Raw genomic sequence first — 16,064 nt, 5'->3', positions numbered from 1 at the left:
ACTCCAAAACGACGACCCAAGCGTTTACTACTATCTGCCATGGGCATCACCTCCATCTCCCTGAACGGTAATTTGCAAAACAACTGGCTTTAAGATAGCACACTCAAACGGTATTGTGGCAAGCGCTAGGCAAAATGAGCATGGCATCGCCAAAGGAATAGAAGCGGTACTGGCGATCAATGGCCTGTTCGTACAACTGAAGCAGCCGTTCGCGGCCAATAAAGGCACTGACGAGCATCATCAAGCTAGAGCGGGGCAGATGAAAGTTGGTAATGAAGCCCTCGACAATCTTGGGCTGATACCCCGGATAGATATAGAGATCACTCTTGCCACAAAAGGGCTGAAGGGTGCCTGATTGGGCAGCGGTCTCGAGGGAGCGAATAACGGTGGTGCCGACGGCAATAATCCGTCCTCCGGCAGCTTTGGCGGCCTGAATCCGCTCGACGGTAGCAGCCGGTACCTCAATCCATTCTTCGTGGAGATGGTGATGGCGAATATCGCTGGCCTCCACAGGACGAAAAGTGCCAATGCCCACATGGAGCGTCAGAAAACAGTGATCAATGCCGCGATAGGCCAACTTACTAAAGAGTTCGGGGGTAAAGTGCAAGCCAGCGGTTGGCGCAGCCACGGCACCGGGACGGCGGGCATAGACGGTTTGGTATTGCTCAGTATCTTCAAGGGGGTTGTCAATGTAGGGAGGTAAGGGCACTTCGCCGAGTTGATCGAGATAGGACCACAGGCGATCGCCCGGCGGCAGGTCGAATTCAATCACCCGGCCTCGGGTCTCCTCGTCAATGGCCTGTACCGTTGCTTGCAGCGTGCCGATTTGAATCACCGCCCCAGGGCGCAATTTTCGACCGGGTTTGACCAAAGCCAACCACTGGCGATCGCTCAATTCTTCGAGGAGAAACACCTCAACGGTGCGGCCAGAGCCGCCGACTTTTTGACCGATCAGCCGCGCCGGAATCACCCGTGTATCATTGAGCACCAGCAAATCTCCCGGTTGCAGCAGTTGCGGTAGCTCATAGAAGTAGTGATCCGTAGCAGTGTCCCGTGCCACCACCATCAGGCGGGAATGATCGCGGGGAGAAACGGGATATTGGGCAATCCGCTCCGGAGGCAGGTGATAGTCGTAGGCGTCAAGGGAAAAATCGTCAGGACTCGGCATTATTGGGGTGGGGTCAACGGTGAGGGGGATGGCTCGACCACAGAGCGATTCATAGAAGTCATCACAGCCAGAAAGCCAAGGGCAGTGGTGGCAACGCCCACAGCAATCAGCAGTAGCAGCCACGCTTGAGAACGAGACCTTTGGGCTGGCTGCAGTTTGGGTTGGGGTTGAGGGGGTTCCACAATCTGGGAAACCGTCAGGTCGAGATCCGGTGGTTCGGGTGGGGGGACGTAGCTCATTGTAATATCTGTCACCTCTGGCAACTCCCCTTGACAGACAATATCGCTGTAGTCCAAGTCAATGACACCCGATGCATTCTTCACCCGACAGTGAATGAGCACCACCGTCACATTGTCATGGCCATTGAGGCGATTGGCAAGATCAATGAGTTGTTCAGCCGCAGCAGTGAGGGCAAGCTGACCTTGGAGCACAGGCAGCAGGTACTGTGGCCAGTAGGTTTCAACACGATTAAAGTCACTGAGACCATCGGAACACAGCAAAAGAATGCCCTCTTCATCCAGCAAAAAGCGTTCAACTGTGGGGTGCAGATGCTGGGAGGGAGCCATCCCCAACGCTTGCACCAAGGAACCGCCGTAGGGGAGTTCGAGGGCTTGATGGTAGGTACTCATCCCCAAGCGCACATCGCGGCTGGCCACATCGTCATCGAGGGTGAGCTGGTAGCAGCCCCAGCGGTTAATCCAGTAGGCGCGGCTATCGCCAATGTGGGCAAGGTAAAGATGGGCGTGTTCAATCAGGGCACCGACAACTGTGGTTCCCATGCGCTGGCGTTCGTGGCGCTGCTCGGTATCATTGCGTTGATTGATGGCATCATTGGTGCGGCGAATAGCAGTTTGAATCGCCTGCTCAACCGTCGCAGGGGACATCTCCAATAGTTTAAGGGGGGTTAGCGTCTCCTCAAGAATGTGAATGGCCAAACCCGAAGCGACATCGCCCCCTTCATGACCCCCGACGCCATCACACACTAGGGCGAGCACCTGTGATTGGCTCGTGAGATCCCGCTCTGGAAAGCACTTGTCCTCATTGCGAGTCCGACTAGGCCCTTGGTCAGAGCGGCTGGCAATATCGTAGTGGTACTCATAACCAAGGTGATCGAGAGCCTGTTGAAACAGTGTCTCTAGGGTGTCACGAATAGATTCAGGGGTGGTTTCCTGAGGATCCTGCATGTGTTGACACAGGATCGTGAAGGCCTGCTGAAAATTTTCCCCTTGATCGGCAAAGCTGAAATGGGTTTGCCAGAATTTGCCAAGGTCAGCCAAGGTGGGATTATTGCCCGCTTGCAGTTGCAGGAGTCGCACAAGGGAACCCTCAGCTCGCAAAAGCTGGGGATTGAGCAGTGTGAGAGCCACATTTTCTGCCACCAACGCGGGCCAAAGGGAGATGATTTGCCATAACCAGTTGAGGCGGCGCACTAAATTGGCTTTCTCCCAGATGGTGGTGAGGGGAGCGGCATGGGTGAGACCGGGGGCAACTTTGGCATCGGCAATGTCAATGCAACTGACGGGGGCATGCTCAAGGAGCAACAGTTCTCCTTCAGGCAGGGAAAGGGCACCAAATAATTCCGGGACATGGGGACGCTTGGGAAATAGGCGCAGATAGGGACGGTAGAGCTGGGAGGTGTTGTCCACACTGGGTGCTGGCTCCCCCGGCAATAGGTCTAAGAGCAAGTGTTTACCTTGCACCAGATAGCGATCGCCCACCACTTCACCTACACTGTAGCGATCCAAACCAGAACCGATCGCCCACAGGTAGCGTTTCAGGAGTGGCACCTGACAGTGGCAACACTCAACTTGGTGAATGGAATTTGCAGTGCCACACTCTGGGCAAATGAGATTAGGCGCAGGTGGATTCATCGCTTCAATCCTGAGATGACTGCCGCAGTCACAATCACCCGCAGCAGGTACACATAAAGTTGCTGATCCAGTAATTCGCTAGTCCATAGCCGGGGCGAATAGAATACATTCAATTCCCTATCCTAGCTTTTCTCCTGCAACAGCGGAATATCCCAGTGACAGCCCTTTGCTGATGGAGCGAACGCACGCAAAACGATGAAACCCGCTACAGGAGAGACTCACATCCCCTATTTTAGGCAAGGGCTGACTCGACACTCTCAACATCCCTGATGTTGCCACCGAACGATCAAGATAGAATTGGAATAATCAATCTGTAGTGGAGAGCATCAAAATTAGTGATACAAATTTTTGTAAATCTTATTTTTATTTATCAGAACAATTAAAAACAATAGACGTAACTTTAGACATTACTTTAACAGTATATCTTGGCGAGAGAGGGACACTATGGAGCAATTGAGTTCGGGCTTAAATTTGCAAGCCTTGGTACAGGCTCAGTTAGTGACGATCGCTCCAAGGGGTTCCTTCAATGAGATTCTGCAAGGATTACAAACCAACCAAGGATTTGGTTTAGTTGTCGAAGAGCAGGGACAGTTTCGGGGCTTGATCACCCAACGGGAAGTGATCCGTGCCCTTGGTAAGGGGTGCTCTCCACAAGAGATTACCGCTGCCCAGATCATGCTGCCATCAGACTATTGCTTGCGCCTCAGTGATCTCGATGACCCGCTGGGCGTTTTGGGGCGTTTTCGCTACTTGGGGGTAGATGCTCTTGCTGTGGTCAATGAATCGGGACGGGTGGAAGGACTGCTGACCCGCCAAGCCTTTCGGGAGAGCCTGCGCCCTGTGGATCTGCTGCGAATTAAACGGGTGGCTGAGGTGATGGTTCCCGATGTGGCCACGATTGCGGCGGAGGCTTCGTTAGAGGAGGCCGCTGTCCTGATGACCGAACGGGGTGTCACGAGTTTGGTGGTTCCTGAAGAAACGGCTGCTGGCATTGTTCCGCGCGGCATTATTACCGAAAAGGATATTTTTCAAGCACTGCATGGCCAAGGGGGCGTGCTCACAGGAACTGTTGGCAGTATTATGTCCCAGCCCGTGCTGACGGTAAAGCCCGATCAAAGTTTGTGGCAGGTGAATCATTTGCTCAAGGAGCATCAAGTACGGCGCGTGGTGGTCGTGGATGACGATGGGCAGATGGTGGGGATTGTGACCCAAAGTAATCTTTTGGCGGCGATTGATATTACCGAAGCCCAAGGGGTGATTCAGGTTCTCACTCGCGAACTCAATAAGGCCACAGCGGAACTGCGCTGGCAACTCTCACGGCAGCAGGCAATTACGGTGGCCATTACGGAGAGTGAGCAGCGCTATAACACCCTCATTAGTCATTTGCCCGTGGCCATCTATCGGCGCGATCGCGATCGCCTGTGGCGGTTTAGCTATGTCAGCGATCAGATTTATCACCTCACGGGTTACTTTCCCCAAGATTTACCGGATCTGCGCCAGATTATCCCAGCGCCGGATTTGGCCTTGGCGGAACGGGATATTGAACAGGCGATTCAGCAGCAGCGTGCCTACAGTACCACCTATCGCATTCAACACCGTGATGGTTGTTTCCGCTGGTTGAGCGATCGCGGCCAACTTGACCCCCACAGTCAAATGCTCCATGGTGTTCTTTTGGATGTCTCGGATCAACAGCGCACGGAGGAGCGGCTGAAAACGTCCCTTGAGCGGGAAATGATTGTCAGCACGATCATTCAGGATATTCGCCAGTCGATTCGCTTAGAGGAGATTTTGCAGCGGGCCGTAACCAGTATTCAACAACTACTCCTCAGCGATCGCGTCCTGATTTACCGCTTTTTACCCGATGGCAGTGGCATTGTGGAAGTGGAAGCCACTACGTTGCCCCAGTACTCCATTTTGGGTCAAGTGATCCACGACCCCTGTTTCCACAAGGGGACAGCCCAGCGGTTTCTGGAAGGGCGCACTGTGACCATTAGCGATGTCAATCAAGCCCAATTACAGGATTGCTACCGCGAGCTACTACTCAGCCTGCAAGTTCAGGCGAATCTTGTCGTGCCACTGCTTCAGGGTCAGGAGCTGTGGGGACTGCTAATTGCCCACCATTGTCGTAGCCCTCGCCTCTGGCAGCGGGAGGAGTTGTTCTTGCTGCAACGCATTGCCGAACCCTTGACGGTAGCACTGCAACAGGCGGAGATGTACCAAGCCTTGGAACTGGCCAATGCCAATTTGCAACAGATGGTCTATCTAGATAGCCTCACGGATATTGGCAATCGCCGCTGCTTTGATGAACTCTTGGCAAAGGAATGGCGTCGCTGTCAGCGGGAGCAGCAGCCCCTGAGCTTGGTGATGCTGGATATTGACTGTTTTAAGGCCTACAACGATCACTATGGCCACTTGCAGGGGGATCAAATTCTCAAACAGGTGGCGCGAATTTTAGAGAATCATCTGCGGCGAGCGGGGGATTTGGCCAGTCGCTTTGGGGGTGAGGAGTTTGCCCTGCTTTTGCCCAGCACGAATCAAGCGGGAGCCATCCATATCGTCGAGCAGTTACAAAGTGCACTGGCGGAGGCAAATATCACCCACGCAAAAAGTACAGTCGGCCCGCAATTGACGGCCAGTTTTGGGATTGCGACAACGGTGCCCACGCCTGATCATGAGCCAGCCATGTTGCTGCATCTGGCGGATCAGTGTCTCTACGAGGCGAAGACCCTTGGGCGCGATCGCTGGGTCGCCAAGGAACTATAGCGAAGTCAGAGGCAGATAAATGCGCAGCCATGCGCCGCCATAGTCGGGATGATTTGCCGCCTGCATATAGCCGCCATGGCATTCAACAATTTGGCGAGCAATGGCCAATCCCAAACCGCTGCCACTACCGACGGGGGGCATCCGCCCTTCACTATCCGTAGGAATCACAAAGCGATGCCGCCGTGCCTGTGCCCGATAAAAGCGTTCAAACACATAGGGCAAGTCCTTGGGGGGAAAGCCACTGCCGTTATCAATGACTTCGAGACACAGATAGCCCCCCTCGCGATCGCTCAGCAGCCGCGTCAGTACTTGACCACCCACAGGGCCGTATTTAATGGCATTGTCGTAGAGATTGACCAGGAGCCGAAACAGTTGCGATTCATTGCCGCAGTAGGGAAATTGCTCTGGGCCTGTATACTCGTGGTGGATGTTTTTAGCCGCAGCGAGGGGGGCGAGGGATTGCCACGCAGTATCAATGAGTTGGACAAGGTCGAGGGGATGCCGCTCAAGGCTATCGGCGGGGGTGTGGCTAAGGCGGTTTAACTCTAGGAGTTCTTGGACGAGGAGGCTGAGGCGAATAATTTCCTCGAGGAGGCGATCGACCCAATCCCGTAGGGACTCCGGCACCCGTTGTTGTAGGGTTTCAGTTACCAAGCGCAGTGAGGTCAAGGGGGTTTTCAGTTCATGGGCAACATCTGCTGCCCAGCGATCGCGCTCATCCCGCAGCCGCACCACCTCTTCGCAGTCCTCAATAAATACACCCACATGCCCCTCGCCAAGGCAGAGTCCCCGTGCCCGCAGGGGTTTGCGCTTGGTTTGCCCCGTCGGTGTGAGGTAGGCATAGAGCCATTCCTGCTCCCGCATCGTTTCCTCTTGACGCACCTCTTCGATCAGACAGTCCAATTCATAGGAGCGCACCAATTCCAAAAAAAGACGGCCTTCGGGATGCACCAAACCAAGGAGCGATCGGGCCGCCTCGTTACAGCAAACCACGCAATTGGCCTCATCCACCTCTAGATAGGCAATAGGGGCATATTCAAGGAGCGTTTGACAGCGCAGCATTTTCTGACGGCAGCGTTCCTGTTCCTGAAGCTGTTGGCTGAGTAGGGTTCGCAAGCGTTGCCACGGTGAGGATTTGAAGGGACGGGCAGCGTACTGCTCAAGGAGCGTCTCCAAAGCGTGTCGCACTTGCTGCCACTGCCAGAACCAGACCATTAGCCCCAACAGCAGGCCAACCCCAAAAAAGATCAACTCCATGCCTAAGTGCCAGAATCGCCTCTATTCTAGGATTATTCCGAGTTGGTTTGCCCTGCGATGTCGTCACCCCTTTTGCGTGTGGAAGCACTCACCGTTGACTTTCGCCAAGCCGATCAAACCCTACGGGCAGTGGATGGGATTTCCTTTTGCTTGGAGCGGGGTCAGACCCTTGGCATTGTCGGTGAGTCGGGGTCAGGGAAGTCGGTGACCTGTTTGGCGCTTTTGCAGTTGCTCCTGCCGCCGGGACAGATCAGCCACGGCGAAGCGTGGTTTCAGCCAGAGCCAGAGGGGGAGGCCATGGACTTGCTGCGCTGTACCCCCCGCCAAATGCAGCAGATTCGGGGTCGCCAAATCAGTATGGTCTTCCAAGAACCAATGAGTTCCCTCAATCCAGTCTATTCCATTGGCTTTCAACTGGCCGAGGCCATTGATCCACAGCAACGACTTCCCCAAGGGCAATCTCAACAGCGGGCGATCGCGCTCCTTGAGCAGGTGCATCTCCTCAAACCCGAAGACCCCCCTGAGGAGAAAAAGCGGTTTCTCCGCCGCTATCCGCACCAACTCTCTGGGGGACAAATTCAGCGGGTCATGATTGCTATGGCCATGGCCGCTTCGCCAGCGCTTTTAATTGCCGATGAACCCACCACTGCCCTCGATGTCACTGTCCAGGCGGCGATCCTGCGGCTTTTGCGGGAGTTGCAGCAGCAGTACCCTCTCTCATTGATTTTTGTTACCCATGATTTGAATCTGATTGCGGAATTGGCGGATCAGGTCGTTGTCATGTACCAAGGGCAAATTGTCGAATCGGGGACAGTTCAGCAGGTCTTTCGTCACCCCCAACATCCCTATACCAAGGGGCTACTAGCCTGTCGTCCTCGCTTGGATCAGCGCCTAGCAATTTTGCCAACAGTGGCGGATTTTCTAGCGGCCACTCCCCCGCGCTTAGAAGTGATTTCCCCAGCGCAGCAGCAGGAACGCTTGGCGCATTTGGCGAGCCAACCCCCCTTGGTGCGCGTTGAACACCTCTGGGTCAAGTATCCCGTGGCGGGCAAGCAGCGCTTTGTCACTGCCGTCAAGGATGTCTCGTTTACGATTCGCGCTGGGGAGACCCTTGGCTTGGTGGGGGAATCGGGCTGTGGCAAAACAACATTGGGACGCACCCTCTTGCGTCTCCTAGAACCCGCGCAGGGAAAAATTATCTTTGGCGATCGCGACATTAGCCATTTATCGCCTCGCCAATTGCGTCCCCTGCGACAACGGATGCAACTCATTTTCCAAGACCCCTACAGTTCCCTAGATCCGCGGATGACCATTGGCGAGTTGGTGGCAGAACCGCTGCGGATTCACCGCCGTCATCAGTCGCAACGGCAACACCAAGAGCGGGTGGCCTATCTTCTTGAACGGGTGGGCATTGACCCCCAAGCCCAGAATCGCTATCCCCATGAATTTTCTGGGGGGCAGCGGCAGCGAATTTGTATTGCCCGTGCCTTGGCCTTGAATCCCGAGTTTGTCGTTTGTGATGAGTCAGTGTCGGCCTTGGATGTGTCGGTGCAGGCGCAAGTACTGAATTTGCTCAAAGAACTCCAGCGGGAGTTTCAACTGACCTACCTCTTTATTTCCCACGATCTCAGTGTGGTGAAATTCATGAGCGATCGCCTCATGGTTATGTACAATGGCGAAATTGTGGAAATGGGTGACGCGGAAACCGTTTACCAACAGCCACAGCACGACTATACCCGCACGCTAATTGCCGCGATTCCCCATGGTCTTTCCCTTGAGGCAGCCTAGATGTCCCCCACCCTTGATCTTGAGAATACCCTTGCTACCCTGCGCCCGATTCTTTGGCAAGCCCTTGAGCAACTGCGCCAGTTTTACCGTCAGGTGCAGGATCTAACGGTGCAGGACAAAGGTGGTGATCCCGTCACCCTTGCCGATGAAACGATTGATCGCTTTTTGCGCCACGCCCTCCAAGCTCATTTTCCGCCGACGCAGTTTGGTTATTTAACCGAAGAGACCTACACCCCAGGGCAGCCGTTGCCCCAGCCCTACCAGTGGATCATTGACCCCCTCGATGGCACCTACGACTTTTTGCAACAAACGGGGGAGTATGCGATTCATGTTGCCCTTGTCCATGAACATCGCCCTTGTTTAGCCGCTGTCGTCTGGCCAGAGCAGGAGGTGATCTACACCGCCATTGCCGGAGCAGGCGCCTATCGAGAGACGCGCCAGGGTGCGACGCGACTGCGGGTGCAACCCCCCACTGAGGGGCAGCCGTTGCGGGTGGTGATGAGTCGGAGCCACGGCGGAGAGCGCCTACAGGCCTTTTTAAGAACCCTAGGATGCGTACAGCAAATTCCGATGGGGAGTATGGGCTGTAAAACGGCGAGTATTTGCCAAGGGGATGCGGATCTGTACGTCAACCTCACAGGGCGCAGTGCCCCGAAGGACTGGGATTTAGCGGCACCTGATTTGATCATGCAGGAGGCGGGGGGTGCCTTTACCTATGCCAATGGTGAGTTGCCCCGCTACAATCGCACCGATGTGCAGCATTGGCCGCCCTTGGTGGTGTGTCATCCGGCGTTGAGTCGCACGGTGGGCGATCGCCTGCAAGCCTTTTTACACGAAAATCAAGGCTATTCTGGAAAATAGGCAAGTTCAGTCGGACAAAGGATAGGGCATGGTTTTTAATTGGTTTCGACGCAAGTTTGGTGGCAGTGGTGAGGAGCCATCGCCCCCCCCAGAAACCCCAACGGAAGCGCCATCCACAGAATCTCCAGAATCCCCAACTGAATCCACCGCCTCCCCCGGCATCCTCAACTGGGCAAAAACCGCACTCCAGTCGATTCAAGCGCGACAGCAATCGGAGAGTGCCGAAACCGTTGAACCCCCTGAAGAAACTCCAGAAACACCGACTGCCGATGATGCCCCTGTTCCCGTTGCTGAAGAGTCGGAAGAGACCGCTGTTGCTGAACCTGCCCCTGTCCAGCCCGTTGTGGAAGCTGAGCCAGTAGACTCCTCCCTTGTCCTTGATGAGGGCTTTTTGTGGTCGGCGGAGGTGCTGGCAGCTCAAGGCCGGCGCCCAGAGGAGGTGGATATTGAGGAAATTACTTGGTTGCAACGCTTGCGCCAAGGTCTGGGCAAAACCCGTCGTGGCCTAGTGCATCAACTGCGGGCGATCGTCGGCCAAGGCCCTTTAAGTCGGGATGCCGTCGAAGAAATTGAGATGCTGCTGTTGCAGTCGGATGTGGGGGTCAAGGCCACGGATCAGATTATTGCGGCGCTGCAAACAAAAATTCGCCAAGAAACACTCCCTGCCGATCAGGCGATCGCCTACCTGAAGGAGATTCTGCGGGACATTCTCGATCGCCCCTTTCAACAAGGCTACCGCCGCGACTTTGCTCCGAAAAAGGGCGTGCTGAATATCTGGTTGATTGCCGGTGTTAACGGCGTTGGCAAAACCACCACCATTGGTAAACTGGCCCACATTGCCACCCAGTCAGGCTATCGCTGTCTGATTGCAGCGGCAGATACCTTTCGGGCAGCCGCCACGGAGCAGGTGAAAATTTGGGGACAGCGCTCCGATGTCGAGGTGATTGCCAACCCCGGCAAAAATACTGATCCTGCTGCTGTGGTCTTTGATGCCATTGGCGCTGCCCAAGCCCGAGGCACAGAATTGCTGCTGGTGGATACCGCTGGCCGCTTGCAAAACAAGGCCAACCTGATGGAGGAACTCAAGAAAATCCGTCGCATCATTGATAAAAAGGCGGGTGATGCTCAAATTGAATCGCTACTGGTTCTCGATGCCACCCTCGGCCAAAATGGCTTGCGCCAAGCACAGGTGTTTGCAGAAGCGGCGCAGCTCACTGGGGTGATCCTAACCAAGTTGGACGGGACGGCCAAAGGGGGAGTGGCCTTGGCGGTGGTACAGGAATTGGGACTACCGATTCGCTTCATTGGTGCGGGCGAGGGCATTAAGGATCTGCGCCCCTTTTCCAGTTTTGAATTTGTCGAGGCCTTACTCTCCAGTGAAGCGGAGGTGGCAGCATGAGGCTAGCCGATCGCCTGCGGTACTTTCAAGGCAATGTCTTTGATGCCATGGATCAGGCGAAGGCAGCAGTGGCAGCCACTGGGCAGCCGATTGTAGATCTCTCCCTCGGCTCTGCGGATTTGCCTGTCGCCGATCACATTCTTGCGGCGATTGAAGCGTCGGTGCGCGATGCTAGTACCTATGGCTATCAACTCTTTGCCAGTACGGCGGCCTTTCGACAGGCAGTGGCCACTTGGTTTGAACGCCGCTTTGGCCTCAGGGTAGATCCCGAGCGGGAAGTGCTGACGCTGATTGGTTCACAGGAGGGGACGGCGCACTTGCCCCTTGCAGTGATGAATCCCCAAGAGTATGCGCTAGTGCTTGATCCGGGGTATCCCTCCCATGCGGGGGGGGTGTATCTTGCAGGGGGACAACTGTATCCCTTGCGCTTGCGGGCAGAAAATCACTTTTTGCCGGATTTAGAGGCCATTCCGCTGCCGGTGCGAGAGCAGGCAAAACTACTGATTCTCAGCTATCCCCACAATCCCACCACGGCGGTTGCCCCCTTGGACTTTTTCAAGACAGCGGTTGAGTTTTGCGATCGCCACGGCATTTTACTGGTGCATGATTTTCCCTACATTGATCTGGTCTTTGATGCAGAGCGGGCACCCTCGATCTTTGAAGTGGATCGCGATCGCCAAGTGGGTATTGAATTCTATAGCCTTTCCAAGTCCTACAACATGGGTGGGTTTCGCATTGGCTTTGCCATTGGTCGTGCCGACATCATTGCTGCCCTGCGCCAAATTAAATCGGTGATTGATTTTAACCAATACGCCGGCATCTTGCGGGGGGCCATTGCCGCCCTCACGGGAGATCAAACCTGTGTCCAGCAAACGCGGCAGATCTTTCGCCAGCGGCGCGATACTTTTGTCCAAGCCCTCGGCGATCATGGCTGGCCGGTGCCCCTCCCGCCAGCGACGATGTATGTGTGGGCGCAACTGCCGGAACCTTGGCAAGGGGATTCCCTTGGCTTTTGCCAAGCCCTTGTTAAGGCAACTGGGATTGCCGCAGCTCCCGGATCGGGTTTTGGTCAAGGGGGAGAGGGTTATGTGCGCTTTGCCCTCGTGCGCGATCGCCCCTGTTTAGAAGTGGCGGCTGCCCAAATTGCCGAATTTAGCCAAACGGTCGTTCAGGGGTCGGGCGCTAGTCGCCCATGATCCATGCCAAGAGTAGGATCAGACCGCCCCAAAGGACAATTGTAGGAATATGAATGGAGCGCAACACCTCTAGGGGAGTTAAAACTAGCACCTCCGTAAAGAGATTGGTGACCGTACAAAGAAGAATGAGCAAAATGATAAAGAACATAGCAACTCACTCTAGGCATTGCCATAGATAGGAATTACAGCACCACTGATGGCAGCCGCTCCCTCAGAAATGAGATAGGCAATCAGGTCACCGATCGCCCGAGGACTCACCCAATTTGCTGCTTGCGCTTCACCCATCGCCGCCCGATTGGCAGGGGTATCAATAATGCTGGGAAGGATCACATTGGCGGTAATGTTTTTGCCTTTGGTTTCAGCGGCGATCGCCCGCGTGAAGGCCACGACTGCGGCTTTAGCAGCACAATAGGCAGCCAGTTCAGCCGCTGGTTCAACTGCCCCCCGTGAGCCAATGGTGACAATGCGCCCATATTGCTGGGCCTGCATGCGTTTAAGAGCGTGCTTACAGACCAAGAAAGTGGTCTCCACATTGAGGCGAAAACTCTGCTGCCAATCACTGAGGGCAAATTGTGCTGTTGCCCCCATACTAAAGCCACCCACGAGGTGAACCACGGCATTCAATTGCGGCATGCGCTCCACGAGAGCGGCCACTTCACTTTCATTGTTCAAGTCCGCTGCCACAAACCGCACGTTGGCCAACTCCGCCGCCGCCAATTGCTTTTCGAGGGCGTCTCGGGCAGTGGCATCAATGTAGGGCACCGTCAGTGTATAGCCTTGACTGAGGAGAACCGGCACTACCCCTTGACCCAGTCCGCCTGTGCCGCCTGTCACTAAAACCGCGCGATGGGCAAATCCCCTCATGGCTGATCCCTCGGCGTCAGTTGTCGTGCTCTGTAGAAGGTTTGCAGACTGTGGCGATCGCCAACAAATCGCCAGTGCCAAGGCTCATAGCTCACCCCCTGCGGGTTATTGCGGGGAAAGGACAGTTCAAAACTAAAACGAGCCGCATTCTTTTCCAACCAGCGAAAGGCAGGGGTATCCTCAAAGGTCTCCTTGAGATGGGTGTCTGGCCGGGCACCATCGCCAATATCAATGGCATAGCCGGTATGGTGTTCGCTATAGCCGGGGGGCGCACTCACTAATGCCCGCTCACTTGCCCGTTGTGCCCGTTGCTCCTTGACCTCAAAAAAGAGATAGTCCTGATCCTGTTTGGAGCGAAATCCCGAAAGGGGCATCAACACCACCCCCTCCTGCTGGGCAGCGGCGACCATCGCCCGGAACCGCTCTGCTGCGGCTCGCCGTAACTTAATTTGGCCGTCGGCGCTCACCGGTTCAAGTTCTGAGAGGGGAGCCTCTTCATAGGGCAGATGTCCCAGCAGATTTTCTGTGGGCGTTACCGTTGGCTCCGTTTCCGTAGCCGTTGGCGATTCCGTGGCACGATTGAGGAACCACACTGCTCCCACGCCCACAAGACCCACAAGGACAATGGCGCTGGCGATCGCCCACCCCCCTCGCCGAGGTTCCGCTTTGCCCTTAGTAATTGGTTGTAACCGCTCCGCAACAGGAATCTCTTGATCCATGACTCAGTCCCGTCCTTCTCTAGAGAATAGACGATTTTCCTTAGGGCTGGGCATAGAGTTGCCAGTAGTTCCAGTAGTTCTCCAAGACACTCTTGACATAGCCATAGGTCTCAGGAAAGGGAATCGATTCCACAAAGCGATCGCTATCGTTAATATCAAACCGCTCTAACCACTGACTGACATTGCCGGGACCGGCATTGTAACTGGCCAAGGCCAAGAGCGTGTTTTGATTGTACTGATTGTGGGTGTAGTCAAAGTACCATGTGCCCAAGCGGATATTGTCTTCTGGATCCACAAGGGAATAGCCCTCTAGGTTCAACTTTTCGGCAATCCAAGCAGCCGTCTCTGGCATCAACTGCATCAACCCCGTTGCCCCCACCACTGAGCGGATCTCCTTTTCAAAGCGAGATTCTTGGCGAATCAAGGCCATCACCAATAGAGGATTTAAGTTGCGAGCCAATGACCACTTTTCCACCAACTCCCAATAGGGCAGGGGGTAAAGGGCATACCAGAAGCGGACATCGCGGCGCATGGGCGCAAAGAACCTTGCCACCTCGGGTTCACTGGCGGCCCGCGTAAACAAGTTTTGCAGCATAAAGATGCCATCGAGGTATTCCCCGACGCCAAGGCGAATCAGGCCATCAGTGAGTTGTTCTGCCGCTGTCGGTGTCACTCGATTTTGGAATTCCCACTGCCAGCGCTGCCAAGCCTCCTGAGATTGCCGCAGTAGATACAGTTCCCGCAATGTTGGGCTGCCGGTTGCCAGCGGGAGTAGGGTTTGGCGATCGCCGGCCACTGAGGGTCGCTGTTGCCGCAGGGTTGTAAAGGTGCCCACGGGTTTCTTGAGCAGACTGGCGGCTCGCCAAGCATAGTAGGTGTGGGGATAGCGCTCTATGACCAGTTGCCAAGTTTGGCGTTGCCCTTGGGGTTGTCCTGCTTCCCCTTGCCATTTTCCTTGCCAAAAGGCGGCTCGCGGTGCAAGCTCACTCTCAGGGTTCAATTTGAGAATCTCGCTAACCCACTGTTGTGCCTGAGACCACTGCCGTTTTTGGGCCGCTCCTTGGGCAAGTTGCCAGCGCAGTTCCGCTGCGGCGTTGCTTTGGGGATAGGTCTTGAAGAGTTGTTGTTGGCTCTGCTGTGCTCCCTTGGTATTGCCGAGTTCCTGATAAGCTTGGTACTGTGCCAGAAGGGCATCGGCAGCGATCGCGGGTGCTTGATTTTGGGTGGTTAACTGAAGACACTTGGCCAGCAAAGGGAGACGCTCCGCCGGCGTTTTGGCTAAACGAGCAAGGCGCAGTTGGGCAAGGGCTGCTTCTGAACTTTGGGGAAAGCGGTTGATCAGGGCTTGATAGGCGACGATCGCCCCGGGGGTATCCTCACTCAATTGGCGTCCCCGTCCCACCCGATAGAGATTCAAGGGGGTTGATGGTGCCTTGGCATAGGCCGCTGCTGCTGGGGCATACTGCATTTTCTCCCAATAGCCAAAGGCGATCGCTTCCCAATCGGCGGGCGTCAGTTGATCGGCGTAGCGCTGGCGCAAAATTTCCAAGTAGGTGCCGTACTCTTTCAGAAAGAGGCCGTGGCGTGCCACCAGCTTCAGGTAGGGCACTTGATCGGGATTTTTCTCTAACTGTTGCGCCACATAGTTGACAACGGCAGGATGCTGTGGAAAGCGGGCGATCGCTGGTTGCGGTTGATTGAGGCTCAGGAGTGCTACTGCCGCTTCAGGTTCGTTGCCATAGTCCCGCAGCAACTGTTCCCACGTTTCCTTGGCCTTGCGGTTGTCCCCCTGTTGGCGATAGGCCTCCGCCCGCAGGAGAAGAATGGGTGCCGCCATTGGCCGGTAGGTCTGTTCAAGGTTTTGGAGCCATTGCAGCGCGGCTGGGGGTTGCTGTTGACTCAGGCTTTCTACGGCCAAGAGATAGCGGGCGCGATCGCGCTTGAGGGGATCCGCAGACTGTGCCCATTGCTCTAGTTCTTGCAACGTTTGGGGGGGTGCCTCAACGGTGAGCGTGTACAGGGGCGCCAACGAGGGCGATCGCCAGTGGTACCAACTGAATAGCCCACCGCCAACAATCAGTGCTGCCAACAACAGCGACACCAGCCAAGGCCGTATGCCTCGCCGATGCTTTCGTTTTGGGAGTGATTTAACCATAATTTGCAATTCCAGCTAGCAAC

General features: G+C 55.3%; 12 protein-coding genes. 5 read left to right on the top strand and 7 right to left on the bottom strand.

The features are described 5' to 3' along the window. Positions 1 to 103: 103 nt before the first annotated feature. Together queA and KV190_RS08745 are read right to left on the bottom strand one after the other, a co-directional pair. Positions 104 to 1,168 (bottom strand): tRNA preQ1(34) S-adenosylmethionine ribosyltransferase-isomerase QueA, encoded by a 1,065-nt coding sequence (gene queA, locus KV190_RS08750; protein ID WP_460192871.1) that lies wholly within the window; start codon positions 1,166 to 1,168, stop codon positions 104 to 106. After that, positions 1,168 to 3,039 (bottom strand): PP2C family protein-serine/threonine phosphatase, encoded by a 1,872-nt coding sequence (locus KV190_RS08745; RefSeq protein WP_460192870.1) that lies wholly within the window; start codon positions 3,037 to 3,039, stop codon positions 1,168 to 1,170. Before KV190_RS08745 ends, queA begins: the two co-directional genes overlap by 1 nt. Positions 3,040 to 3,483: 444 nt before the next feature. On the opposite strand from KV190_RS08745, the gene KV190_RS08740 reads away from it, so the two are divergent. Further along, entirely contained in the window at positions 3,484 to 5,802 is a 2,319-nt protein-coding gene (locus KV190_RS08740; protein ID WP_460192868.1) for a diguanylate cyclase domain-containing protein, read from the top strand. Here the strand turns inward: KV190_RS08740 and KV190_RS08735 are convergent. Continuing rightward, positions 5,797 to 7,059, bottom strand: a complete 1,263-nt coding sequence (locus tag KV190_RS08735) for an ATP-binding protein (RefSeq protein ID WP_460192866.1) — start codon at positions 7,057 to 7,059, stop codon at positions 5,797 to 5,799. The genes KV190_RS08740 and KV190_RS08735 overlap by 6 nt on opposite strands. A 57-nt stretch (positions 7,060 to 7,116) precedes the next feature. Between KV190_RS08735 and KV190_RS08730 the strand changes: the two genes are divergently transcribed. From KV190_RS08730 to KV190_RS08715, 4 genes are read left to right on the top strand one after another with little or no spacing between them, the layout of a single operon-like run. Then, a complete protein-coding gene (locus tag KV190_RS08730; RefSeq protein WP_460192864.1) occupies positions 7,117 to 8,847 on the top strand; it encodes an ABC transporter ATP-binding protein in 1,731 nt (576 codons plus the stop codon). Beyond that, positions 8,848 to 9,708 carry a 3'(2'),5'-bisphosphate nucleotidase CysQ gene (locus KV190_RS08725; protein WP_460192862.1) on the top strand — a complete coding sequence of 287 codons (861 nt, stop codon included), beginning with the start codon at positions 8,848 to 8,850 and terminating at the stop codon, positions 9,706 to 9,708. Positions 9,709 to 9,736: 28 nt separating this feature from the next. After that, entirely contained in the window at positions 9,737 to 11,107 is a 1,371-nt protein-coding gene (gene ftsY / locus KV190_RS08720) for a signal recognition particle-docking protein FtsY (RefSeq protein WP_460192861.1), read from the top strand. Continuing rightward, entirely contained in the window at positions 11,104 to 12,303 is a 1,200-nt protein-coding gene (locus KV190_RS08715; protein ID WP_460192859.1) for an LL-diaminopimelate aminotransferase, read from the top strand. The genes ftsY and KV190_RS08715 overlap by 4 nt, the downstream gene beginning before the upstream one ends. Here the strand turns inward: KV190_RS08715 and KV190_RS08710 are convergent. Genes KV190_RS08710 through KV190_RS08695 form a run of 4 tightly spaced genes read right to left on the bottom strand, consistent with a single transcriptional unit; the run spans position 12,290 to position 16,041 of the window. Then, complete coding sequence (locus tag KV190_RS08710; RefSeq protein ID WP_460192858.1) at positions 12,290 to 12,451, bottom strand: hypothetical protein; 162 nt, start codon at positions 12,449 to 12,451, stop codon at positions 12,290 to 12,292. The genes KV190_RS08715 and KV190_RS08710 overlap by 14 nt on opposite strands. Before the next feature lie 11 nt (positions 12,452 to 12,462). After that, positions 12,463 to 13,167, bottom strand: coding sequence for a 3-oxoacyl-ACP reductase FabG (gene fabG, locus KV190_RS08705; protein WP_460192856.1), 705 nt, complete (start codon positions 13,165 to 13,167; stop codon positions 12,463 to 12,465). Beyond that, positions 13,164 to 13,886 carry a M15 family metallopeptidase gene (locus KV190_RS08700; protein WP_460192854.1) on the bottom strand — a complete coding sequence of 241 codons (723 nt, stop codon included), beginning with the start codon at positions 13,884 to 13,886 and terminating at the stop codon, positions 13,164 to 13,166. The genes fabG and KV190_RS08700 overlap by 4 nt, the downstream gene beginning before the upstream one ends. A 40-nt stretch (positions 13,887 to 13,926) precedes the next feature. Next, a complete protein-coding gene (locus KV190_RS08695) occupies positions 13,927 to 16,041 on the bottom strand; it encodes a lytic transglycosylase domain-containing protein (RefSeq protein WP_460192852.1) in 2,115 nt (704 codons plus the stop codon). Positions 16,042 to 16,064 lie beyond the last annotated feature (23 nt).

It is taken from the genome of Thermosynechococcus sp. FA-CM-4201 (assembly GCF_054689355.1).
The sequence above is the reverse complement of the archived record's forward strand: the minus strand, read 5'-3'. Positions and strand labels throughout refer to the sequence as shown.